Annotated in this window: 18 protein-coding genes, 2 tRNA genes and 3 pseudogenes; 8 read left to right on the forward strand and 15 right to left on the reverse strand. The window is 74.0% G+C overall.

The genetic code is table 11. The annotated features are described in order from the left end of the window. Positions 1-33 precede the first annotated feature (33 nt). The 7 genes and pseudogenes from DA06_RS06145 to DA06_RS06175 form a co-directional block, all read right to left on the reverse strand. Positions 34-405 (reverse strand): hypothetical protein, encoded by a 372-nt coding sequence (locus DA06_RS06145; RefSeq protein WP_043498281.1) that lies wholly within the window; start codon positions 403-405, stop codon positions 34-36. Between the two features lie 585 nt (positions 406-990). Continuing rightward, positions 991-1635, reverse strand: coding sequence for a 2'-5' RNA ligase family protein (locus DA06_RS06150; RefSeq protein WP_043498282.1), 645 nt, complete (start codon positions 1633-1635; stop codon positions 991-993). A 4-nt stretch (positions 1636-1639) separates the two neighbouring features. Then, positions 1640-1894 (reverse strand): hypothetical protein, encoded by a 255-nt coding sequence (locus tag DA06_RS06155; RefSeq protein WP_418607151.1) that lies wholly within the window; start codon positions 1892-1894, stop codon positions 1640-1642. 49 nt (positions 1895-1943) lie between these two features. Further along, a pseudogene (dnaG, locus tag DA06_RS06160) lies at positions 1944-3442 on the reverse strand (DNA primase); the annotation flags it as partial. A gap of 48 nt (positions 3443-3490) precedes the next feature. Beyond that, positions 3491-4822, reverse strand: coding sequence for a deoxyguanosinetriphosphate triphosphohydrolase (locus DA06_RS06165; RefSeq protein ID WP_052436425.1), 1332 nt, complete (start codon positions 4820-4822; stop codon positions 3491-3493). 153 nt (positions 4823-4975) lie between these two features. Continuing rightward, complete coding sequence (locus DA06_RS06170; protein WP_418607153.1) at positions 4976-6502, reverse strand: hypothetical protein; 1527 nt, start codon at positions 6500-6502, stop codon at positions 4976-4978. A 3-nt stretch (positions 6503-6505) separates the two neighbouring features. Next, complete coding sequence (locus tag DA06_RS06175; protein WP_043498294.1) at positions 6506-7192, reverse strand: hypothetical protein; 687 nt, start codon at positions 7190-7192, stop codon at positions 6506-6508. Positions 7193-7440: 248 nt separating this feature from the next. Here DA06_RS06175 and DA06_RS06180 point away from each other — a divergent pair, with 248 nt between their 5' ends. The 3 genes from DA06_RS06180 to DA06_RS06190 all read left to right on the forward strand — a co-directional run bounded on the left by DA06_RS06180 (position 7441) and on the right by DA06_RS06190 (position 9641). Next, positions 7441-8019: a thymidine kinase gene (locus tag DA06_RS06180; protein ID WP_043498300.1), complete on the forward strand. Its 579-nt coding sequence runs from the start codon at positions 7441-7443 to the stop codon at positions 8017-8019. Positions 8020-8193: 174 nt separating this feature from the next. After that, positions 8194-8757, forward strand: coding sequence for an SRPBCC family protein (locus DA06_RS06185; RefSeq protein ID WP_043498296.1), 564 nt, complete (start codon positions 8194-8196; stop codon positions 8755-8757). 218 nt (positions 8758-8975) lie between these two features. After that, positions 8976-9641, forward strand: coding sequence for a TetR/AcrR family transcriptional regulator (locus DA06_RS06190; RefSeq protein WP_043498297.1), 666 nt, complete (start codon positions 8976-8978; stop codon positions 9639-9641). 32 nt (positions 9642-9673) lie between these two features. On the opposite strand, the pseudogene DA06_RS06195 reads toward DA06_RS06190, so the two are convergent. Both DA06_RS06195 and DA06_RS06200 read right to left on the reverse strand, forming a co-directional pair. After that, positions 9674-11617 (reverse strand): annotated as a pseudogene (locus tag DA06_RS06195) (acyl-CoA dehydrogenase family protein); the annotation flags it as partial. Positions 11618-11706: 89 nt separating this feature from the next. After that, the gene (locus DA06_RS06200; RefSeq protein WP_418607156.1) at positions 11707-12339 is read right to left on the reverse strand and encodes a hypothetical protein; all 633 of its coding nucleotides are present in this window, start codon (positions 12337-12339) and stop codon (positions 11707-11709) included. A 190-nt stretch (positions 12340-12529) separates the two neighbouring features. Here DA06_RS06200 and DA06_RS06205 point away from each other — a divergent pair. Continuing rightward, positions 12530-12602, forward strand: a tRNA-Lys gene (locus DA06_RS06205). A 59-nt stretch (positions 12603-12661) separates the two neighbouring features. Here DA06_RS06205 and DA06_RS06210 read toward each other — a convergent pair. Both DA06_RS06210 and DA06_RS06215 read right to left on the reverse strand, forming a co-directional pair. Beyond that, positions 12662-13174, reverse strand: coding sequence for a GNAT family N-acetyltransferase (locus DA06_RS06210; protein ID WP_043498309.1), 513 nt, complete (start codon positions 13172-13174; stop codon positions 12662-12664). After that, entirely contained in the window at positions 13174-13557 is a 384-nt protein-coding gene (locus DA06_RS06215) for an ArsR/SmtB family transcription factor (RefSeq protein ID WP_043498311.1), read from the reverse strand. The genes DA06_RS06210 and DA06_RS06215 overlap by 1 nt, the downstream gene beginning before the upstream one ends. A gap of 120 nt (positions 13558-13677) precedes the next feature. On the opposite strand from DA06_RS06215, the gene DA06_RS06220 reads away from it, so the two are divergent. Then, the gene (locus DA06_RS06220) at positions 13678-15072 is read left to right on the forward strand and encodes an FAD-dependent oxidoreductase (RefSeq protein ID WP_043498313.1); all 1395 of its coding nucleotides are present in this window, start codon (positions 13678-13680) and stop codon (positions 15070-15072) included. A 610-nt stretch (positions 15073-15682) separates the two neighbouring features. On the opposite strand, the gene DA06_RS06225 is transcribed toward DA06_RS06220, so the two are convergent. Genes DA06_RS06225 through DA06_RS06235 form a run of 3 tightly spaced genes read right to left on the reverse strand, consistent with a single transcriptional unit; the run spans position 15683 to position 17370 of the window. After that, positions 15683-16093 carry a Fur family transcriptional regulator gene (locus tag DA06_RS06225; RefSeq protein WP_043498317.1) on the reverse strand — a complete coding sequence of 137 codons (411 nt, stop codon included), beginning with the start codon at positions 16091-16093 and terminating at the stop codon, positions 15683-15685. Positions 16094-16096: 3 nt separating this feature from the next. Then, positions 16097-16963 carry a metal ABC transporter permease gene (locus DA06_RS06230; RefSeq protein ID WP_052436427.1) on the reverse strand — a complete coding sequence of 289 codons (867 nt, stop codon included), beginning with the start codon at positions 16961-16963 and terminating at the stop codon, positions 16097-16099. A gap of 44 nt (positions 16964-17007) precedes the next feature. Beyond that, positions 17008-17370 carry an ATP-binding cassette domain-containing protein gene (locus DA06_RS06235; protein WP_418607159.1) on the reverse strand — a complete coding sequence of 121 codons (363 nt, stop codon included), beginning with the start codon at positions 17368-17370 and terminating at the stop codon, positions 17008-17010. 59 nt (positions 17371-17429) lie between these two features. On the opposite strand from DA06_RS06235, the pseudogene der reads away from it, so the two are divergent. Next, positions 17430-18813, forward strand: a pseudogene (gene der / locus DA06_RS06240) (ribosome biogenesis GTPase Der); the annotation flags it as partial. Then, positions 18813-19853 carry a hypothetical protein gene (locus DA06_RS06245; protein WP_043498328.1) on the forward strand — a complete coding sequence of 347 codons (1041 nt, stop codon included), beginning with the start codon at positions 18813-18815 and terminating at the stop codon, positions 19851-19853. The pseudogene der and the gene DA06_RS06245, both read left to right, overlap by 1 nt. A 22-nt stretch (positions 19854-19875) precedes the next feature. On the opposite strand, the gene DA06_RS06250 is transcribed toward DA06_RS06245, so the two are convergent. Continuing rightward, positions 19876-20160: a zinc-ribbon domain-containing protein gene (locus DA06_RS06250; RefSeq protein WP_043498330.1), complete on the reverse strand. Its 285-nt coding sequence runs from the start codon at positions 20158-20160 to the stop codon at positions 19876-19878. 360 nt (positions 20161-20520) lie between these two features. Here DA06_RS06250 and DA06_RS06255 point away from each other — a divergent pair. After that, positions 20521-20594: transfer RNA gene (locus DA06_RS06255), tRNA-Pro, on the forward strand. The last annotated feature ends 90 nt before the right edge of the window (positions 20595-20684 follow it).

Raw genomic sequence — 20684 nt, forward strand, 5'->3', positions numbered from 1 at the left:
GTGCGCCGTCGGTCGGCGGCATCGGTCCGACGGCTACGACCCGAGCGTGGCGGTGACGCGGAAACGCTCTGCGAGGTCGACGTCGATGCCGGTGACGCGCGCCCCTGCGAAGGACTGGTTCTTCAGGTCGATCGAGCGGTTGCGGTAACGGCCCAGGACGGACTCGATGATCCCGCCGGCGAGAGCACCGATCACGCCGCCCGCCTTGGCGGTCAGCTCCTCGACGTGCACCACCATGTCGTCGTCGAGCCGGACCTTCGCGAGGGCCGTGACGTTCGCCGAGGCGAAGCCCTTGGTGACCTTGGCCGTGACGTCGAAGCTCCACCGGTTCGGGCCCGTGGTCCGCGGCGTGACCTTCACGTCCTTGACGGTGACGCCCTTCTTCTTCCCGACCTCGGCGGCCACCCTCGCGGCGGCGGCGTTGACGGCGGCGACCTCGCCCTCGACGACGGCCCGGCCGGTGGTGGCCCCGTCGGTGGGGCGCTCGTCGCGGAACGCCAGCCACAGCTGGCCCGAGTCGTCGTGCAGCCACGTCGCCGGGACCTGCTGCGCGTCGAGCTGGACGGAGATCGGTGCACCGAACGCGACGACGGGGGCGTCCCGTGAGGGCCAGGGACCGCAGCTCGGTGGAGACGCCGCCGGCGGTCGACCTCGGCGGCCGGAGGCTGATCGAGCTGCGCGAGAGGTAGCGGTTGTCGATGACGCTGCCGGAGAGGTCGACGGCGAGGTGGTTCACCGCGTCGGGGGCGGTCATCTCGGCGGTGACGGCCACGTCGCTCTCCCGCAGGTGCAGGGCGTCCCGGAGCGAGCCGGCGACCCGCTCCGCGAGCTCCTCACCGTCGACCGGAATCTGTGCGGCGCCTGCAGGGATCATGCGTTCTCCTCACGACTGGCGGCCGACGTGTGCGGCCGTGGTGCTCAACGACAACCTGGTAGATGCTACGTGCCGGGGTGCCGGGGTGCCGGGGTGCCGGGGTGCCGGGGACCGTTCTACTGCGCCGCGAGCTCCAGGTCAGCAACCGCCTCGTGCAGCGGCGTACCTCCCTTGCCGGCCCCGAGGTAGGAGACCTGCAGCCGCGCGTGGGTCGCCGTCCAGGGCGGCCCGGTGTAGACCGACAGCGCCTGCGCGCGGCGTGACAGCTCACCGTCGTCCGGGCGCCGGTTACGGGAACGCGCGAGCGTGACGTGCGCCCGGCGGCGGTCCCGGCGCTCGAAGTCGGCGTACCGGGCGCCGACGTCCTCGCACGCGGCCATCAGGTCGACGAGCCTGCCGCTCTGGCCCTCACCGGCGGCCTCGTCCCAGAGCCAGCGCCCGCCATGGGCACGGGACTCCTCGTGGACCCCGACCCACAGGGTCTGGCGCGAGAAGACGCCCGCGCCCCGCAGCTGCAGCCGGAGCGGCGGCCACTCCGCGGTCACGGCTCTGAGGTCGGTCGTCAGGTCGTCGACGGCGCCGTCGGGGACCTCCCCGAAGAAGGCGAGGGTGATGTGCCGCTGGTCCTCCGGCACCCAGCGCAGCGTGGGGCGACCGCCCCGGCCGCCGGCGACGAGCTCCAGCTCGGACACGGACCGCACCGCCAGCTCCAGGTGCTCCTGGACGTCCGCCGGCAGGGGCAGCGAGACGAAGAGCCTCATCTGCTCAGCCGGCTCTGGGGTGGGCGGCGGGCGCCTGGTCGGCCAGGTCCGCGAGCTCGGCGAGCGACGCCGTGAGCGCGGACGCCAGGTCTGCCGCCTCCCCCGGGCGGAGCCTCACCGTCGCGACGCACTCGTCCGACCTCCAGAGGCTGACGACGACGACGCCGGACTCGGGGTGGGCCGAGACGCGCACCCCGCGCCCACCTCCCCGCGGGTCGGGGACCCAACGGGTGTGCGCGGGCACGGGAACGACGCTCATCTCCGGATGATCCCGCCGGTGCGCCGCGCCGTCAACGCTGCGCCGCACCGCCGGGCGGGGCCGGTCCGGGACCGCCGCCCTGACGCGCCTGGTAGCCAGGAACGGGTCGCTCGTCCCGGCCGGGCGGCCCGCCCGCGTAGGGCACCCGTCGTCCTTCGGATCCGTCGCCGGGCGCCCCCTGTCCCGACCGCTCCGCGGCCTGCACCGCCCGGCGAACCGCGACCTGGTCCATGCCCAGCCAGCCCGAGAGCGACCGCGAGTACTCCGACCGCAGGGCCCGGTCGCGGATCCCGGCGACAACCGGGGCGGCGGCGCGCAGCGCGGCGACCCTCCCCTCCGCCGTCGAGAGGTCGAGCTGGGCCAGCACGGAGCGGATCGCGAACGCGAAGAGCGGCTGGCGGGAGGTCACGAGCTCGCGCACCGCGGCGTCCCCGCGCTGGAGGCGCAGGTCGCACGGGTCGAGCCCGTCCGGGCTCACCGCGACAAAGGTCTGCGCGGCGAACCGCTGGTCCTCCTCGAACGCGCGCAGCGCCGCCTTCTGGCCGGCCGAGTCCCCGTCGAAGGTGAAGATGACCTCGCCGCCGTGGGTGGCTCCGGAGGAGAAGATCACCCCGGTGGCGGCGTCGGCCGTGTCGCCGAGCAGCCGGCGCACGATGCGGATGTGGTCGGTGCCGAACGCGGTGCCGCAGGTGGCCACGGCGGTCGCGACGCCCGACAGGTGCGCCGCCATGACGTCGGTGTAGCCCTCGACGACGACGACCTTGCGCTCCTTGGCGATGGCGCGCTTGGCGAGGTCCAGGCCGTAGAGGACCTGGGACTTCTTGTAGATGGGGGTCTCGGGGGTGTTGAGGTACTTCGGGCCCTGGTCCTCCTCGAGGAGCCGCCGGGCGCCGAAACCCACGGTCTCCCCGGTGATGTCACGGATCGGCCAGACGAGGCGCCCACGGAAACGGTCGTAGATCCCGCGGTTGCCCTGGGAGACGAGGCCGGAGGCCGTGAGCTCGGCCTCGGTGAACCCGCGACCGCGCAGGTGGCGCAGCAGGTTGTCCCAGCCCTGCGGGGCGAAGCCGACGCCGAACGTCGCCGCCGCCTGCCGGTCGAACCCGCGCTCGGCGAGGAACTGCCGCGCGGGCGCGCGCCCGGGGAGTCGAGCTGCGCGACGAAGTACTCCTCGGCGACGCGGTGCGCCTCGATGAGCCGCTGGCGCCGGCCGACCTCCTCGCGCGGACGCGCCTGGCCGCCGTCCTCGTAGCGCAGCTGCACGCCGGTCCGGGCAGCGAGGTGCTCGACGGCCTCGGCGAACGGCAGGTGGTCGATCTTCTGGACGAACGAGATGACGTCGCCGCCCTCGTCGCAGCCGAAGCAGTGCCACAGCCCGAGCTGGGGCCGGACGTGGAAGGAGGGGGTGCGCTCGTCGTGGAACGGGCACAGCCCCTTCATCGAGCCGACGCCGGCGGGCTTGAGGGTGACGTAGGTGCCCACGACCTCGTCGATCCGTGCACGCTCGCGGACTGCCGCGATGTCCTCGCGCCGGATGAGGCCTGCCATGGCGTCAGTGTAGGCGTGGCCGTCCGGTACCCGGCCCCGCGCCCGGGATCAGTAGACCTCGGAGAGCATCCCGCACAGGCGGGCGTGCCACTGCTGCGCCGAGGTGTCGGTCAGGGAGGCGACCTGGTCGATGACCACGCGCAGGCGAGCGTCGTCGTCACCGGCCTCGCGCCAGTCCGCCGCGAAGGGCTCCTCGAGGTGCCGCGGTCCTGACTCGACCAGGGCGTCGACGAGGTCGAACAGGATCGTCCGCTGCGCCAGGTACAGCGGCTCGTGCTCGCGCGGCGCCATGACGTACAGAGCGGCGACGCCCTTGAGGACGAAGATCTCGGCGAGCGTCTCCTCCGGCACGATGAGGTCGGCCTCGTACCGGGTGAGCGGGCCGGTGCCGTAGGCGGCGCGGGTGGCGTCCTCGGCCGCGGCGCAGAACCGGCCGATGAGCTGGCTGGTGAGATCCTTGAGCCGCGCGAGGTCGCGGCGGGACCCGTCGTACGAGGGCACCCAGATCGGGTGGCCGAGCAACCGTTCGAGGGCGGCGCCGAGCGCGTCGTCACCGACGGGCGGGTCGTACCAGTCCCGCACCTGGGCCACGACACGGACCAGCTCGGCCGTGGTGCGCAGCGCGGGCAGGTCCACGCGGCCCCCGACGATGGCGTCCTCGACGTCGTGGACCGAGTAGGAGATGTCGTCGGCGAGGTCCATGACCTGGGCCTCGAGGCACTTGCGCCGCTCGGGCGCCCCCTGGCGCAGCCACTCGAACACGGGCGCGTCGTCGGGGTACACACCGAACTTGCGCGTGGTCGTCCCGTCGGGCCGGCGCGGCCCGTCGCCCGGCTGCCACGGGTACTTCGTGGCGGCGTCCAGGCTCGCCCTGGTGAGGTTGAGGCCCACGCACGTGCCGTCGTCGGCGAACACCTTCGGCTCCAGCCGCGAGAGAAGCCGGAGCGTCTGCGCGTTGCCCTCGAACCCGCCGATCCCGAGCGCGACCTCGTGCAGGGCGCGCTCGCCGTTGTGCCCGAACGGCGGGTGCCCGAGGTCGTGGGACAGGCACGCGGTGTCGACGACGTCGGGGTCGCACCCGAGGACCTTGCCCAGCTCCCGGCCCACCTGCGCGACCTCGAGGGAGTGTGTCAGCCGGGTGCGGACGAAGTCGTCGCTCGAGGGGCCCAGCACCTGGGTCTTGGCCCCCAGGCGCCGCAGCGCCGAGGAGTGCAGCACGCGCGCGCGGTCGCGTTCGAAGGCTGTGCGCCGGGGGTTCTTCGGGGCCTCGGTCCACCACCGCTCCCGGTCACGGTCGGTGTAGACGTCTGCCGGACGGACGTTCCCGTCCGGCGCACCGGCCCGCCGGGCACGGTCGGGGACGAAGGGATCGGTCGGCACGGCGCGAGCCTACGGGACGGAGGGTGGATGCGGCGTGCGTGAGCCACAATGGGCGGGTGACCGACACCCAGACCGACGACGAGGGCCGGGCCGGACGGACCTCCCCGGCGCCGGACGACGAGCACGGTCACGCCCGCCCCCGCCTCGGCGAGGTCACCACCACCACCCTGGTCCACCGCCGTGCGCCCGGCCCGCAGGCCTGGTGGCGGCAGGCCGTGGTCTACCAGGTGCTCGGTGCGGCCGACGTCCCGGCGATCGCCGCCATGTCGGCGGAGGCCGGACGGTAGCGCCCGGCTCCGGCCACCACGCCGCGGCGAGGCCGCCCACCATGCCCAGGGCCGCCACGACCGCCAGGGTCCGCCGTCCGGGCCGCCCCGCGGTGGAGCGCCACGTGCGGGCGGCGAGCTGGCGGACCGTGCGGACCAGGATGTACACCACGCCCAGCACGGGCAGGGCGATCGCCGCGATGCCCAGCAGCCGGGCCCCCGCGCCCGCGACGTCACCCGCGCGGAACGCCTCCCCCAGCAGCCCGGCCTGCTCGGCCAGACCGGCGGCGGCGGTCCCGAGCAGGCGGGGCATCGCGAGGACCATCAGCACCAGAGCGGCCAGCAGCAGCGGGACGACCACGAGCACCCAGGCGGTCACCACCGCCCGCGCCCACGGCTTGAGCACCTGCGCCTGCGGATCCCGCCACCGGCCGGGCAGCAGGCCGAGCAGCGTGGGTCTGATGCGCTGGAACAGGTCGGGCACGCCGGTGAGGTCGGCCAGCAGGTGGTAGCCGTCGAAGCGCACGAGCGGCGGGAGCTGGCGCAGCATCTGCAGCACCTGGGTGACGACCACCAGGAGCACGGCGTCCCAGCCGGTGGCCCACCAGACGCCGAACATGGCGACGGCGACGAGGGCGTTGAAGTACAGGCCGCCCAGGTCGGTGCGCACCCGGCCGGCGCGGCCGAGCCGGTAGCTGTCCGTGACGTCGGTGTAGAACGCCGGCCAGACGAGGTACAGGCCCGCCCCCATCGCCCCGGGCCGGGCGCCGCCGTACCGGGCCGCCGCCGCGTGCCCGAACTCGTGGAACCCGGCCGAGACGACGGTCAGGAGGAAGATCGTCAGGAGCAGGGCGGGCTGGTCGAACGCCTGGTGGGTGGCCGAGCCGAGGCCCTTGTGCAGCAGGAGCCACACGCACACGGCGAGGAACCCGGTGCACACCAGCGCCACGACGACCGGGGCGAAGAGGACCGCGAACGGCGCGGTGAGCCGGTTGGTCACCGCCGGGTCGGAGACGACGTACCGCCACCGCAGGGCGAGCAGGGGGTTGCTGCGCCGCAGCTCAGGCTCGGTGCCGTCCGCCCGCCGGAGCAGGCCGAGGGTCCGCAGCCGCTCCGCGAGGACGTGGACGTCGTGCGCCGTGACCGTCCGCCGCACCTTCGCACCGACGACCGCGCCGATCTCCTCGTAGGTGCGGGCGCCGTCGACGGCGGCGAGCACCTGGTAGAGGAGCGGGGTGAGCTGGACGACCTGGCCGTCCACCCGCCGGGCCAGCGCCGGCGGCTCGCGGTAGCCGGAGCCGGACAGCTCCCCCAGCAGCTGGAGGCCGGCGGCCCGGGCGGGCACCGCGAGGCCGGAGGAGGACGCCGGTGCGGCGCCCTCCGGTCCGGCCGCGGTGTCGGGGGCGGAGCTCACGGCTTACTGGTCGATCTGCGAGCTCTGGTCGACGGTGGCCGACGCGTCGGCGTCGATGTCCTGGTTGATGACGGCGTCCTGCTGCGCGATCGCGGTCGCCTCCGAGTCCACCGACCCCACGTTCGCGGCGACCGCCGCGTCGATCGGGGCCGCGACGTTGGCGTTGGCCGCCACCGCGCCGCCGATCGGGGCCGCCACGTCGAGGTCCGCCGCCAGGTCGACGTCCACGTCGAGCAGATCCCCGTCCAGCACCGAGCCGGCGTCGGTGGGGTCGACGGCGTCCGTCGTGCCGTCCGAGGTGCCGCCGTCGGTGGCCGTGGTGTCGCCGGAGCCCTCCTCGGCAGTGGTGCCGTCCCCGGTGGTGTCGTCGGTCTGGTCGATGGTGCTGTCCTGGCCGCCCTCGGCCACCGCCTCGCCCGTGATGCCCTGGTCGATGACCACGCCCTGGTCCGCCAGGGCCTGGGCCGTGGAGCCGGAGGACAGCACGTTGGCGCCGACCGCGGCGTCGATGGGCGCCGCCACGTTGGCGTTCGCGGCGACCGCCAGGTCGATGGGCGCCGCGGCGTCCAGCCCCAGGTCGAGGTCGGCATTGAGGTCGAGCAGGCTCATGACCTCCTTGTCGGGCAGCCCGGTCCCGCCCTCGGCGGCCAGCTCGGCCTCCGACAACGGCGCAAGTTCCTCGTCGCTCATGGTCGTGCTCCTTCCTCGGCGCGGTGGCCGCGCAATTTCCGAGAATCACTGACCGATCGGTGCGGCGAAACGGTAGCGGCAGCCCGGTGCGCCCGCACGCGGAGGTGGCCGCACGGTCGCGGCGGCACACGGAACGTGGCCGGCACGGTCGCGGCAGCACACGGAAAGTGGCCGGCACGGTCCCGCGGCGGCCCCGGGCCACCGCGCGCCCTCGGGGCGGCTCCGCCGTCGTCACTACGCTTGCGACCATGCGCAAGGACGGGCTGGGGCGGCTGCAGGTGGTGTGCGGGCCGATGTTCGCCGGGAAGTCCGAGGAGCTGCTGCGGCGGGTGCGCCGGGCGCAGCTCGCGGGGCTGGCCGTCGAGATCGTCAACCACGCGCTCGACGAGCGGCACGGCGCCGGCCACGTGGCCTCGCACTCCGGGCTCAGCGTGCCCTCCCGCGCGGTGCCGGACGTGCCCGCCCTGGTGGAGGTGGTCGCGAACCAGCGGCTCGACCTGATCGCGATCGACGAGGCGCAGTTCTTCGGGGCCGATCTCGTCGCCGTCGTCGAGGACCTGGTGCTGCGGGGCGCGACGGTGGTGGTCGCCGGGCTGTGCGTCACCTTCGACGGCCGCCCCTTCGAGCCCCTCCCCTCGCTCATGGCGCTCGCCGAGGACGTCACGAAGCTGACGGCGGTGTGCACCGTCTGCGGCGAGGACGCCGCGTTCCACCAGCGCGTCCGGGCCGACGACGTCGGCGACGCCCGCACGCCGGCCGCCGAGCACGTGGGCGGCATCGAGTCCTACCAGGCGCGGTGCCGGCGCCACCTCGAGGTTCGCACCTGACCCGCCGGGCGGACCGGGACAGCTCGGCTCCGCCGTCGTCGGAGCCGGCGTTGCCACCGCCGCAAGGAGGTCCGCCGTCGTAGGAACCCCTCCTAATTCGTCGGAATTCGGTTTTCTTCAACTGCCGTCGCCAAAACCGCCCACCGGGCGGAGCCGTCCCAAATACTTGACCGCATGAGGAGATGGTTCCAGCGCGACTACCACCCGCTGCTGGACGGCGGGGGCGGCGAGATCGTCGAGGTCTCGGCGTCGGTCGACGTCCGTGCGAGCCGGCAGAGCGTCTGGTCGCTCATCAAGCCGGCCGAGAACGGGCCGCTGCTCAGCCCCCACATCGTCCGCGGCTTCCACGTGCCCGGGACGCCCGAGGGGGTCGGCGAGATCCAGGGATTCATCACCGTGCACGACGGCCGCAAGCACTTCGTGGGCATCGAGCTCGTCGCCGAGGTCCCGGAGCAGCTGGCGGTGACCCGCGTGCTCGGGACCCTCGACGACGCCTCGCGCTCGACGTACGCGCTCGCCGACATCCCGGGCGGGTGCCGGTTCGAGCAGCGCGAGCGGTTCACCGTCCCGCCGGGCGTCGACCGCACGGCCCTGGTCCGCCACCACCAGGACGTCGTCGACCTCCTGGCGCAGCGGGTCAAGCACGTGGCGGAACAGCCCTGGACGCCCTACCCGGCCGTCGCCGACGGGCGGACGGACCAGCGATTCAGCCCCGACTTCCACCCGGCGCGCCGGTAGCCCCGACCGGCGCACGCCTGGCACAGCACCTCGCCCGGGCAGTCGGCGACGGTCCAGGGTGCGCGCTCTTTTCCGTCTGGCCGCGCGCGATCTGCGCCGTTCTCGAGCTCGTGAAATCACCGCGCCGTGCCGAACCATTTCCCTCACGGTTCGGTCACACCGACCGTAATGTTCACCCCGGCGACGACCGCCAGTTCACCCGGACCGAGGGGCCTGACATGACACAGCAGCTCACGGAGAGCACCGCTGCGAACACCGCTGCCGAGCAACCGGTCAAGCGTGGGCCCGGCAGGCCACGGCACACCGACGTCGAGCCCCGGAGCTACGAGGCGGTGCTGGAACTGTTCGGCCAGCACGGCTGGGACGGGCTCACCCTCGACGCGGTGGCCACCCACGCCGGGATCGGGAAGTCCTCGATCTACCTGCGCTGGAAGACGAAGCGGGACCTGCTCCTCGACGCCGTCCGCGACTTCGAGACCCGGCACGTCAACCTCGCCGACGACGGCCAGCCGCTGCGCGACTACCTCGTCGAGTACTGCGTCGCCCGTGGCCGGCTCCTGCTGGGCGTGCACGGACCGACGATGCTCAACATCGTCTCCGCCGCGATGGCCAACCCCGAGGACTTCCAGGAGATCCGCGAGGAGTGCATCAGCCAGGGCATCCTCCCGGTCGTCGGCCGGATCGAGCGGGCGGCCGCCGACGGCGAGCTTCCCCCGGGCACGGACACGGACCTGCTGCTCGACACCGTCGAGGGCTCGCTGATCTTCCACCTGCTCGTCGCCCCGCGCGGCGCGGGCCGCGACGAGCTCGACGCCGACCTCGAGCGGTACGTCGCGGCGCTGGTCGACAACGCGCTGCGGGGCGTCGGCGCGCAGGGCGCCTGAGCGGGGCGTCGGGGCGCGGTGGGCGGGAGCATCCGGCGGGACACGTCCGGCGCGCGGGCCGGGCCGGGCGAGGCGTCGGCGATCCACGGGCCGGTGCCCTCGCTCAGGTCGACGACGCCTGCCTCCACCCAGGTGTGGTCGCCCTCGAGGACCTCCCCGGCGAGGGCCTCGTCGGCGTCGTCGGTGTTGGTCCACAACGCGTCGAAGAGCCGCTCCACCGTCAGCCTCGACCGCCGGCACGCGGCGTCGGCGAGCTTGACGGCCGCGCGGCCGGTGGCTGCGTCGTCGTCCTCGAGCTGCATCTGGGCCCGGGCGCACATCGCCGCCATCGCGAAGAGCTCGGCACCGATGTCGACCACGCGGCCGAGGAAGCCCTGGCGGTGCTCGAGGCCGCCCTGCCAGCGGGCCATGCCGTAGAACGTCGCGCGGGCGAGGCGCCGCGAGCTGCGCTCGACGAACCGCAGGTGGGTGGCCAGCGGCCCGTGCTCGCCGTAGGACGTCGGGACCGTGCCGGGCCCGGTGAGCAGCTGCGGCAGCCACGTGGCGTAGAAGGCACCGGCCCGTCCCGCTGCCCGCACCTTGCCCGCGAGGCGCACCTCGGGGTCGATGATGTCGCCGGCGACGGCGAGGTGCGCGTCGACGGCCTCGCGCGCGATGAGCAGGTGCATGATCTCCGACGAGCCTTCGAAGATCCGGTTGATCCGCAGGTCGCGCAGAACCTGCTCGACCGGGGCGGCGCGCTCGCCGCGGGCGGCGAGCGAGTCCGCCGTCTCGAACCCGCGGCCGCCGCGGATCTGCACGAGCTCGTCGGCCACCTGCCAGGCCCGTTCGGAGGCGAAGAGCTTCGCGAGCGCGGCCTCGATCCGGATGTCGGTGCGGCCCGCGTCCGCCAGGTGGCCGGCGAGCTCGACCACGGCCTCCTGCGCGTACGTCGCCGTCGCCATGAACGCGATCTTGTGGGCGACCGCGGCGTGGCGGCCCACCGGCCTGCCCCACTGGACCCGTTCGCGGGCCCACTCGCGGGCGATCTTCAGGGACCATTTCGACGCTCCGACGCACAGGGCGGGGATCGAGAGGCGGCCGGTGTTGAGCGTGGTCAGGGCGATCTTCAGGCCCTGCCCCTCGCGGCCCAGCACGTTGGCGGCCGGGACGCGGACCTGGTCGAACCTCGTGACGCCGTTCTCCAGCCCGCGCAGCCCCATGAAGGCGTTGCGCCGCTCGACGGTGATGCCTGGCGAGTCCGCCTCGACGACGAACGCCGTGATCCCGCCGCGGTGCCCGTCGGACCGCGGCACCCGGGCCATCACCACGAGCAGCTCGGCGACGACCCCGTTGGTCGACCACAGCTTGACGCCGTCGAGGACGTAGTCGCCGTCCTCCGTGGGGGTGGCGGTGACGTGGAGGCGCGCCGGGTCGGAGCCGACGTCCGGCTCGGTGAGCAGGAAGGCCGAGATGGCGCCCGCGGCGCAGCGCGGCAGGTAGGCGCGCTTCTGCTCCTCGGTGCCGAACTGCTTGACCGGCTCCGGCACCCCGATGGACTGGTGCGCGGAGATCAGCGCACCCATGGCCGGGTTGACGCTGCCGATGAGCATCAGCGCGCGGTTGTAGTGGACCTGGCCGAGCCCCAGGCCGCCGTACTCGGCGGGGATCTTGATGCCGAACGTGCCCATGCGGGCCAGCCCGGCGACCACCTCGTCCGGGATGCGCGCGTCACGCTCGATGGCCCGGACGTCCACCGTGCGCAGGAACTCGGCGAGCTCCGCCAGGTACGCCTCGCCGCGCGCGGCGAGCTCGGGCTCGGGACGCGGGTGCGGAGTGATGAGATCGGGCCGGAAGCGCCCGAGGTAGAGCTCCTTGGCGAAGGACGGCTGCTCCCAGCCGGTCTCGCGGGCGGCCTCGGCCACCCTCCTCGCCTCGCGCTCGGTGACCTCGTGGGTCTCGGTGGCGCGTACGTCGGACTGCCTGGTAGCAGTCATGTCTGCCTCCCGCCGTCGTTGCCGGTACCGGCAGTATCACCTGATCCGGCACTCCGGGCGAGGACTTTCGGTCGGCTCCGACCGTCCAGTCAGTCCAGGCGGCCGCCGCGGTAGAGGCCGGCGGCGTCCTCGAGCTCCTCGGCGGTGGTGAGCAGGGCCCCTGCGCGCCGCGTCACGCGGAAGGCGAGGTCGTCGTCGTCCTCCTCGATCCAGTCGGCGTGCATCGCCGAGCCGGTCGCGAGGACGCGCAGGAAGGCGGCGGCGCGCTCGAGCGCGACGGCGAGGTCGCCGTCGAAGAGGCCGGAGAGCACCTTGTCGCAGACGGCGGAGACCTCCTCCGGCCCGGGCGGCTCCTCGACGCCGGCGACGGCGCCCGCCACCTCGGCGCGTTCCAGACCCAGCCGGTAGCGGTCCGACACGGCCGCGGGGTCCCGACGCACCCACTCGCGCAGCAGGTACAGGCGCCACAGCGTGCCGGGGAGGGTCGTGTGGGGGCTGCGGGACCACAGCGCGGCGATCGCGTCGAGCCCCTCGGTGTCGACGAGCTGGACGAGCCGCCTGACCAGCTCGGGGTCCTCCGCGCCCTCGCGCCCGCCGCGCACGAGGGCCTGCGCGGAGGTGTGGGCGACCTCGGACCGCAGCGCCGGATCCTCGTCCCCCTCGATGGCCTCGGCCTGGGCGGGGTCCAGCATCGCCGGACGGCGGAAACGTCGTTCGCTCATTCCCCCTGCTCCCTCCCCCTCGTGGGGCTCGGCCCGGGCGGCGACCTGCCGGCGGGTTCGCGTTCAGACGCTACCCGCGTGGGGGAGTCGCGTGCAGTCCGAAGCCGACCGTGCGCGGCGACGGCCCGGGGTCGGTCCGCGACGACGGCGCGGGTAACCTGATCCTCCGACGTCCGGCAACGGACGGCCGGGGCCTCTAGCTCAATCGGCAGAGCAGCGGACTTTTAATCCGCGGGTTGTGGGTTCGATCCCCACGGGGCCCACCGTTCTGCCGCGCGCGCGGCTCGCGGGGCGAGCAGCTCAGTTGCGCGGCCGGGGCCGGTCACGCCGTCTCACTCCGCCGCTCGAGCAGGATGGTGTCGCGCCACCGGCCCGCCAGCGGCCCCGTGGTCATGCGGGCGACGCGCCGGCGGGTCCCCACCTCACGGAAGCCTGCAGCACGGTGAAGGGCGAGGCTGGCGGTGTTCTCAGGGAAGACGCTGGACTGGATGGTCCATATCCCGGCGGCCTCGGTGGAGCGGACGAGCTCGTCGAGCAGCACCCGGCCGACGCCGCGGCCACGGGCGGCCGGCGCGACGTAGACGGAGTGCTCGACCACGCCGGCGTAGACGGCGCGCGGCGAGACGGGGCTGACCGCCGTCCAGCCGGCGACGCGACCGTCGTCGTCCAGGCAGACGTGCCGGTGGTCCGGGAGGTGACCGGCGTCGAACGCGTCCCACCGGGGGGTGCCCGCCTCGAACGTGGCGTGGCCGGTGGCGATACCGGCGGCGTAGATCGCCTCCACCTCAGGCCAGTGCGCCGTCTCCATGCGGGCGAGGGTGAGCGTCGCGCCCATCAGCAGCAGCCGCCGCCCGCGTCGCTGGCGTCGTGCCGAGTGGTCAGGACCTTGCCGAGCGCGTCCAGGGCGCCCGGGACGACCGCGAAGTAGGCCCACTTCCCCCGCTTGTCCCGGGTGACGAGGCCCGCCTCGACGAGCACCTTGAGGTGGTGGGAGACGGTCGGCTGGGACAGCTCGAGCGGCTCGGTCAGGTCGCACACGCACGCCTCCCCACCGTCGTGGCTGGCGATGATGGACAGCAGACGCAGCCGTGCCGGGTCCGCGACAGCTTTGAAGATCGCCGCAAGCCGGACCGCCTCGTCCGTGGTGACAGGTTGGCGGGTCAACGGGGCGCAGCACGCGGCCACGGCGGTGACGTCGGTCAGCGGCAGTGCGGTCATGGGCCCAGTATGCCTAACTGATTGACAAACGTCGATACGTCAGGCCATGCTCGCGGCTGAACACATCGACAGTCATCAATCGGATTGAGTCCAACGGTCCGCCGATTCCGGAGGTAGTCCATGCCGCAGTCCCCGGCACCATCGCCCGAGTCACTTCCCGTCGTCGTCATCGGCGCCGGCCCGGTCGGGCTGGCCGCGGCCGCGCACCTGCTCGAGCGGGGCCTCGAGCCGCTCGTCCTGGAGGCCGGCGACGACGTGGGGGCCACCGTCCGTGAGTGGGCGCACATCCGGCTGTTCTCGCCCTGGGAGTACGACGTCGACGCGGCCGCCCGCCGCCTCCTCGAGCGGGCCGGGTGGGACGCGCCCCGCGGTGGCCGGCTGCCCACCGGCGGAGACCTGGTCACGGAGTACCTCGTGCCGCTGGCTGCGACGCCGGAGTTGCGCGACCGGATCGTGACCGGGGCGAGGGTGCTCGCGGTCAGCCGGGCGGGGCTGGACAAGACGCACAGCGCCGGCCGTGAGGAGCGGCCGTTCCTGGTCCGCACGATCGTCGGGCGACGGGTGGTGGACCACCACGCCCGGGCGGTCCTGGACGCGTCGGGCACGTGGTCCCAGCGCAACCCGCTCGGGGCGGCGGGCCTGCCGGCCGCCGGCGAGGCGGAGACCGGCCCCTTCATGCTCGGGCCGCTCCCCGACGTCCTGGTCCGCGACCGGGACCGGGTCGCCGGCCGGCACGTGCTCGTCGTCGGCGCGGGGCACTCGGCGACGAACACGCTGCTGAACCTCGTCGAGCTCGCCCAGGACGAGCCGGGGACCCGGGTGACCTGGGCGGTGCGCGGCGCCTCGGTCGCCCGCACCTACGGCGGCGGGGACGCCGACGGCCTGCCTGCCCGCGGTCAGCTCGGCTCCAGCCTGCGCGAGGCGGTGGAGGCCGGGAAGATCGAGCTGCTCACCTCGGTCACCATCACCGGTCTCGACACCACGGGCGGACGGGTTGACGTCGCGCTGGACACGCCCGAGGGCCCGCGGCACCTTGTCGTCGACGCCGTCGCCGGGGCGACCGGTTTCCGGCCGGACCTGTCGATGCTGCGCGAGCTGCGCCTGGACCTCGACCCGGGCGTCGAGGCACCGAGCCGGCTCGCGCCGCTCATCGACCCGGAGCTCCACTCCTGCGGGACCGTGCCGGCGCACGGCGCGGAGATCCTCGCCCACCCCGAACCCGGGTTCTTCGTGGTCGGGATGAAGTCCTACGGCCGCGCCCCGACGTTCCTGCTGGCCACCGGTTACGAGCAGGTCCGCTCGATCGCCGCGCACCTGGCGGGCGACGAGGATGCCGCCAACCGGCTCGAGCTCGACCTGCCCGAGACGGGGGTGTGCTCGACGACCCTGCCCGTCCTCGCCGCCGACGGCACCGCCACGGTCGACCCTGCCGGCGGCGGGTGCTGCGGCGCCGCACCGGAGCCAGCGGTCATCGGCTTCCCGACCGGCCTGAAGCACGGCAGGTCCGGCGAGTAGGTCCGGGAAAGACGACCGGCCCCCGCGACCCTCGGTCGCGGGGGGCGCTGCCGTCGCCGGGCTCAGGCGATGACCGGGGCCCGCGTCCGGGTCGGGGCCCGCCGCCACGAGCACGAGGCTCGCCGCGCGGCGCTCCTTGCGGCGGTGCATCGCGAAGGTGGCGACGAGCACGACGACCGCCGCCGCCAGCGCGCCCAGCGCGAGCGGGGAGCCCGCCGCGGCGGCGAGCGCCGCCTCCCACACGGCCCAGCCGATGGTCGAGTAGATCAGCGCCCACGCCAGCGCGCCGGGCACCTGCGCGAGCGAGTACCGGGGCCAGGTGATGCGCAGGACGCCGGCCGCGACCTGGATCATCGACTGGAACCCGACTGTCAGGTAGGACAGCGGCACGGCGGGCAGGCCCCACCGCCGGATGGCGGTGATACCGCGGTCGACGCCGCCTCCCTGGAGCCAGTCGTGGACCCGGAGGCGCCAGCCCGACGTGGGGTGCGTGCGGCGCAGGGTCTGCTCGGTCACCACGCGTCCGGCCCAGTACATGGCCTGGCCACGGACCGTCGCCCCGAGGTAGAGAAAGGCGAAGACCAGCCAGAAGGGCCAGGACGCGAGGAACTCAGGCATGCGCCCCCTCCGCGTACTGCTTCGCGGCGCACGCGGAGCAGGTGCCGAAGAGCTCGGCCGTGTGCCCGACGTCGACGAAGCCGTTGTCCTGCGCCACCTTGGCCGCCCAGCGCTCGACCATGGCGCCCTCGATCTCCACCGTTCGCCCGCACTCGCGGCACACGAGGTGGTGGTGGTGGGTCTGGCGGGCGCAGCGCCGGTAGAGCGTCTCGCCGTCGTCGATGCGCAGCACGTCGACCTCGCCGGCCTCCGCGAGCGACTGCAGCGTCCGGTACACCGTCGCGAGCCCCACGGGACTCCCGCCCGCCCGCAGCATCTCGTGCAGCTGCTGGGCGCTGCGGAAGTCGTCGGTACGGCCCAGGAGCTCGCTGACCGCGGACCGCTGCCTCGTCATGCGCAGCATCTCTCACACCACCTCTCGAAGCTCGACGTCGTCCCCGACGTCCAGGTGCGGATCACCGTGCGCCGGACGTCCCAGCAGCGGGCGCACGACCGACACCACGGCGTAGAGCCCGATCGCGAGCACGACGATGGTCGCGCCCGGCGAGAGCGGGTACAGGAACGTGATCGTCAGGCCGCTCACGCAGACTACGACGCCGATGACCATCGCGGTGGTCATCGTCGAGCGGAAGGAGCGGGCGAACAGCTGCGCGACCGCGACGGGCACGATCATCAGCGCGGAGACCAGCAGCACCCCGACCACCCGCATCGAGACCGACACGGTCAGGGCGGCCATCACCGCGACCAGGACGTTGAGGGCCCGGACCGGCAGCCCTGCCGCGCGGGCGAACTCCTCGTCGTGGCACAGCGCGAAGAGTGCGGGCCGCAGGCCGATCCCGAAGCCGAGGAGCACGGCCGCGAGCGCGACCGTCAGCCACACGTCGAGGGTGCTGACCGCCGCGATCGAGCCGAAGAGGTAGCCGTTGAGGTTCGCGGTCGTGCCGCCGGCGAGCCCGATGAGCAGCACGCCCGCGGCGATGCCGCCGTAGAAGAGCAGGGCGAGCGCGACGTCGCCGCTGGTCTTCCCCCGCTCACGCACCACCTCGATGAGCACGGCGCCGACGACGGACGCGACCACCGCGCCCGGGACGGCGAGCGCGTCGTTGTCGGCGAGCCCGGCGGCGCTGCCGGCGAGCCACCCCATGGCCACACCCGTGAGGGCGACGTGGCCGATCCCGTCGCCGAGGAGCGCCAGGCGACGCTGGACGAGGTAGGTGCCCATGACGGGGGCCGAAACCCCCACGAGGATCGCGACGACGAGCGCGCGCTGCATGAGCGGCGTGGTGATCAGCGCGCCGAGGGTCGAGAGAAGGTCTGTCACAGCTCCACCGTCAGGTCAGGGGCGTGGTGCGCCGGCTCGCCGGCGCCCTCGTGGGCGTGCTCGTGCTCGTGGCCCGGGGCGTCGTGGCCGGCGGTGGGCCGGGGAGGGGCGCCGTCGTGGACCACCCGGCCGTGGCGCAGCACCACGGCCCGCTCCACCAGCGGCCCGAGCTCGCCGAGCTCGTGGAGGACGACCAGCACGGTCGTTCCGCGCTCGTGCAGCTCGGCGACCGTGCGGGCGAGGGCCTCCTTCGACGCGCTGTCGATGCCGGCGAGCGGCTCGTCGAGGACCAGCAGGTCGGGCTCGCGCACGAGGGCCCGCGCGATGAGCACCCGCTGCTGCTGCCCGCCCGAGAACACCTGGACGCTGTGCCCGGCACGGTCGGCGAGGCCGACCTGCTCGAGCGCGGCCAGACGTGCTCGAGGACGAGGACCTCGCCGTCCTCGCCGCCGGGGAGGCGGCCCCCGAGGAGGCCGCGCCCGCCGGGCTGCCGGTGCTCGCCGTCGTCGGGCGGCCGAACGTCGGCAAGTCCACCCTGGTCAACCGGATCCTCGGCCGCCGCGAGGCCGTCGTCCAGGACACCCCGGGCGTCACGCGGGACCGCGTGAGCTACCCGGCGGAGTGGGCGGGCCGGCGCTTCACGCTGGTCGACACCGGCGGGTGGGAGGTGGACGTCGCCGGGATCGACGCGTCCGTCGCCCAGCAGGCGGAGGTCGCCATCGCCATGGCGGACGCGGTGATGTTCGTCGTCGACGCCGTGGTCGGCCCGACGGACACCGACGAGCAGGTCGTGCGCCTGCTGCGCCGCTCCGGCAAGCCGGTGGTGCTCGTGGCCAACAAGGTCGACTCGCCCGTGCAGGAGGCCGACGCGGCCATGCTGTGGTCGCTGGGGCTGGGGGGAGCCGTACCCGGTGTCCGCGCTCCACGGGCGCGGCTCCGGCGACGTGCTCGACGCCGCCATGAAGATCCTCCCCGAGGTCTCCGCCGTCGCCGGCAGGCTGCCGGCGGGCGGGCCGCGGCGCGTGGCCCTGCTGGGCCGTCCGAACGTGGGGAAGTCCTCGCTGCTGAACTCGCTCGCGGGCGCCGAGCGGGTGGTGGTCCACGAGACCGCCGGCACCACCCGGGACCCCGTCGACGAGCTCGTGGAGCTCGACGGGAAGCCGTGGTGGTTCGTCGACACCGCGGGGATCCGCCGCCGCGTGCACCAGACGTCCGGCGCCGACTTCTACGCCTCGCTGCGCACGCAGGCGGCGCTGGAGAAGGCGGAGGTCGGCGTGGTGCTCGTCGACGCGTCGGTGCCCCTGACGGAGCAGGACACCCGCGTGATCCAGCAGGTCATCGACGCCGGGCGGGCGCTGGTGATCGCCTACAACAAGTGGGACCTCATGGACGAGGACCGCCGCCCGTACCTGGAGCGCGAGATCGACCTCGACCTCGTCCAGGTCCAGTGGGCGCCGCGCATCAACCTCTCGGCGAGGACCGGGTGGCACACGAACCGCCTGTCGCGCGCCCTGGAGACGGCTCTGGCGTCCTGGGACACGCGCATCCCCACCGGGCGTCTCAACGCGTTCCTCGGCGAGCTGACCGCCGCCCACCCGCACCCGGTGCGCGGAGGGAAGCAGCCGCGCATCCTCTTCGCCACGCAGGCGTCGAACCGGCCGCCCCGGTTCGTCATCTTCGCCACCGGGTTCATCGAGGCCGGTTACCGGCGGTTCATCGAGAACCGGCTGCGGGAGAAGTTCGGCTTCACCGGCAGCCCGATCGAGATCAGCGTCCGGGTGCGGGAGAAGCGGCGGCGCTGATGGGTGCGGGCAGCGGTCCCCGCCCGGCGCCGGAGCGGCGGCACCGGCTGCTGCGCTGGGGACTGCCCCGGGACCCGCGCGCGTCCGAGCACCTCCTCGGGTTCGTCGTCGTCACCGTCCTGACCATCGCGGTGACGCGGGGGCTCCTGCAGCTGACCGGTTTCCCGCAGATCGGCGGGGAGGGCCTGCACGTCGCCCACGTGCTGTGGGGCGGGCTGCTCATGGCGGTCGCCGTCGTCCTGGCGGTCTCCTTCGCCGGACCGGTGGTCCGGCCGCTCGTCGCGTTCTTCGGCGGCATCGGATTCGGGCTGTTCATCGACGAGGTCGGCAAGTTCCTCACCCACGACAACGACTACTTCTTCAGCCCGGCCCCGATGATCATGTACGTCACGCTCGTGCTGGTGATGCTCGCCGCCGACGCGCTGCACGGGCGCCGGGCGCACCACCCCACCGAGTACCTCGCCGCGGCGGCCGACCACGCCGTCGCCGGCCTGGCGGGCGGGCTGACCCACGAGCGTCGCGCCGTCGCCGAGGAGCTGCTCGGCAAGGGACGGGAGGCTCCCGGGGCGGCCGAGACCGAGGCGCTGCTGCGCCGGATCCCCGACGACGACGCCGAGATCCTCGACCCGCTCGACAGCGCCTCACGCCGGATGCGGGCGATCTTCCGTGCGGTGGTGACCCGGCGGTGGGCCACCCGGACGACGACGGCGCTGCTCGCCGTCGTCGCGGCCGGCACCCTGGCCACGGTGGTCGGCTCCTGGGGCCAGGACCCGGGCTGGGGCGAGATCGGCGCGCTCGCGTCCGTCGGTCTCTCGCTCGGCGCCGGCGTGCGCGGCTGGGCCCTGCTCGGCACCGACAGGTACCGCGCGTTCCAGTGGCTCCGGCGGGCCGTGCTGGTCAACCTGCTGCTGACCCAGGTGGCGCTGTTCCGGATCGAGCCGTGGCCCGCGACCCTGGGCCTGTTCCTGGCGCTCGCGACGCTCGGCGTGATCGGCGCCGAGAAGTACCGGCTCGAGCGGCTGCACCAGGTGGAGGTCTGAGGCCGACGCGGTGACTGGGCGCTCAGGAGGGACGCCGCGGGCGGTCCACCGGGGGTGCGAGCGGCTCCCCGCTCTCCGCCAGCCGCCGCAGCTTCTCCGCCTGGGCCTTGGTGGGCGTGCGGCGCAGACCGCAGAACGTGCAGTCCATGACGTGTGTGGTGGAGACGGGGAACAGCGGGACGAAGAAGAGCGTGAACCGGTTGACGATCCGGTGCAGGCGGTGCGCCGCGGGGTTCTCGCACTGCGGGCAGACCAGCGTCATGGTGGCGAGCAGCGTCGTCGAGGCCCGGAGACCGAGAATGATCACCGGGCCAGCGTAGAGGGGGAGGCGAACAGCGGCGATGACGCCGCCGCGTGCGCCCGCCGGAGGGACGGCCTCCGCCCGCCGGTGATGCTGGCGCCCCGCCGCCGTCCGCCCCTCGCCGCCCGCCCACCGCCGCCTCGGTCAGTGACGTTGCGCGATGGAAGTCCGCCCGGATCGACTTCGTCTGCGCAGCCCGACCTACCGGTCACGCCCTGCGCGACACAGGCCGCCTGCGGGTGGCCAGCGTGGCGCGGTGGGGCCAGTGTCGGGAGTCACAGCGGCGGGCGGGCCGGCGGATTCGGATCGCGGGTCACGGCTGGGGTAGCATCTTCCAGTCCCGACCGGCCAGGCGCTGGTGGGAGACGGGCTGTGGCGCAGCTTGGTAGCGCACTTGACTGGGGGTCAAGGGGTCGTGGGTTCAAATCCCGCCAGCCCGACGCATAGTCGCAGGTCAGAGGCCGTGCCGGAACGCGGAAGCGCTCGGCATGGCCTTTGTCGTTCCCTGACAACGAGACTGAAACTGAGGA

The sequence above is a fragment of the Georgenia sp. SUBG003 genome, from assembly GCF_000715355.2.
Taxonomy (GTDB): Bacteria; Actinomycetota; Actinomycetes; order Actinomycetales; family Actinomycetaceae; genus Georgenia.

What these genes read in the sequence shown, in the direction of transcription:
- DA06_RS06150 (WP_043498282.1), bottom strand. Translation starts at nt 1,635, where the DNA reads ATGAGGCTCTTCGTCTCGCTGCCCCTGCCGGCGGACGTCCAGGAGCAC.
- DA06_RS06155 (WP_418607151.1), bottom strand. Translation starts at nt 1,894, where the DNA reads ATGAGCGTCGTTCCCGTGCCCGCGCACACCCGTTGGGTCCCCGACCCG.
- DA06_RS06175 (WP_043498294.1), bottom strand. Translation starts at nt 7,192, where the DNA reads ATGAGCGACGAGGAACTTGCGCCGTTGTCGGAGGCCGAGCTGGCCGCC.
- DA06_RS06180 (WP_043498300.1), top strand. Translation starts at nt 7,441, where the DNA reads ATGCGCAAGGACGGGCTGGGGCGGCTGCAGGTGGTGTGCGGGCCGATG.
- DA06_RS06185 (WP_043498296.1), top strand. Translation starts at nt 8,194, where the DNA reads ATGAGGAGATGGTTCCAGCGCGACTACCACCCGCTGCTGGACGGCGGG.
- DA06_RS06190 (WP_043498297.1), top strand. Translation starts at nt 8,976, where the DNA reads ATGACACAGCAGCTCACGGAGAGCACCGCTGCGAACACCGCTGCCGAG.
- DA06_RS06200 (WP_418607156.1), bottom strand. Translation starts at nt 12,339, where the DNA reads ATGAGCGAACGACGTTTCCGCCGTCCGGCGATGCTGGACCCCGCCCAG.
- DA06_RS06210 (WP_043498309.1), bottom strand. Translation starts at nt 13,174, where the DNA reads ATGGGCGCGACGCTCACCCTCGCCCGCATGGAGACGGCGCACTGGCCT.
- DA06_RS06215 (WP_043498311.1), bottom strand. Translation starts at nt 13,557, where the DNA reads ATGACCGCACTGCCGCTGACCGACGTCACCGCCGTGGCCGCGTGCTGC.
- DA06_RS06220 (WP_043498313.1), top strand. Translation starts at nt 13,678, where the DNA reads ATGCCGCAGTCCCCGGCACCATCGCCCGAGTCACTTCCCGTCGTCGTC.
- DA06_RS06225 (WP_043498317.1), bottom strand. Translation starts at nt 16,093, where the DNA reads ATGCTGCGCATGACGAGGCAGCGGTCCGCGGTCAGCGAGCTCCTGGGC.
- DA06_RS06230 (WP_052436427.1), bottom strand. Translation starts at nt 16,963, where the DNA reads ATGCAGCGCGCGCTCGTCGTCGCGATCCTCGTGGGGGTTTCGGCCCCC.
- DA06_RS06245 (WP_043498328.1), top strand. Translation starts at nt 18,813, where the DNA reads ATGGGTGCGGGCAGCGGTCCCCGCCCGGCGCCGGAGCGGCGGCACCGG.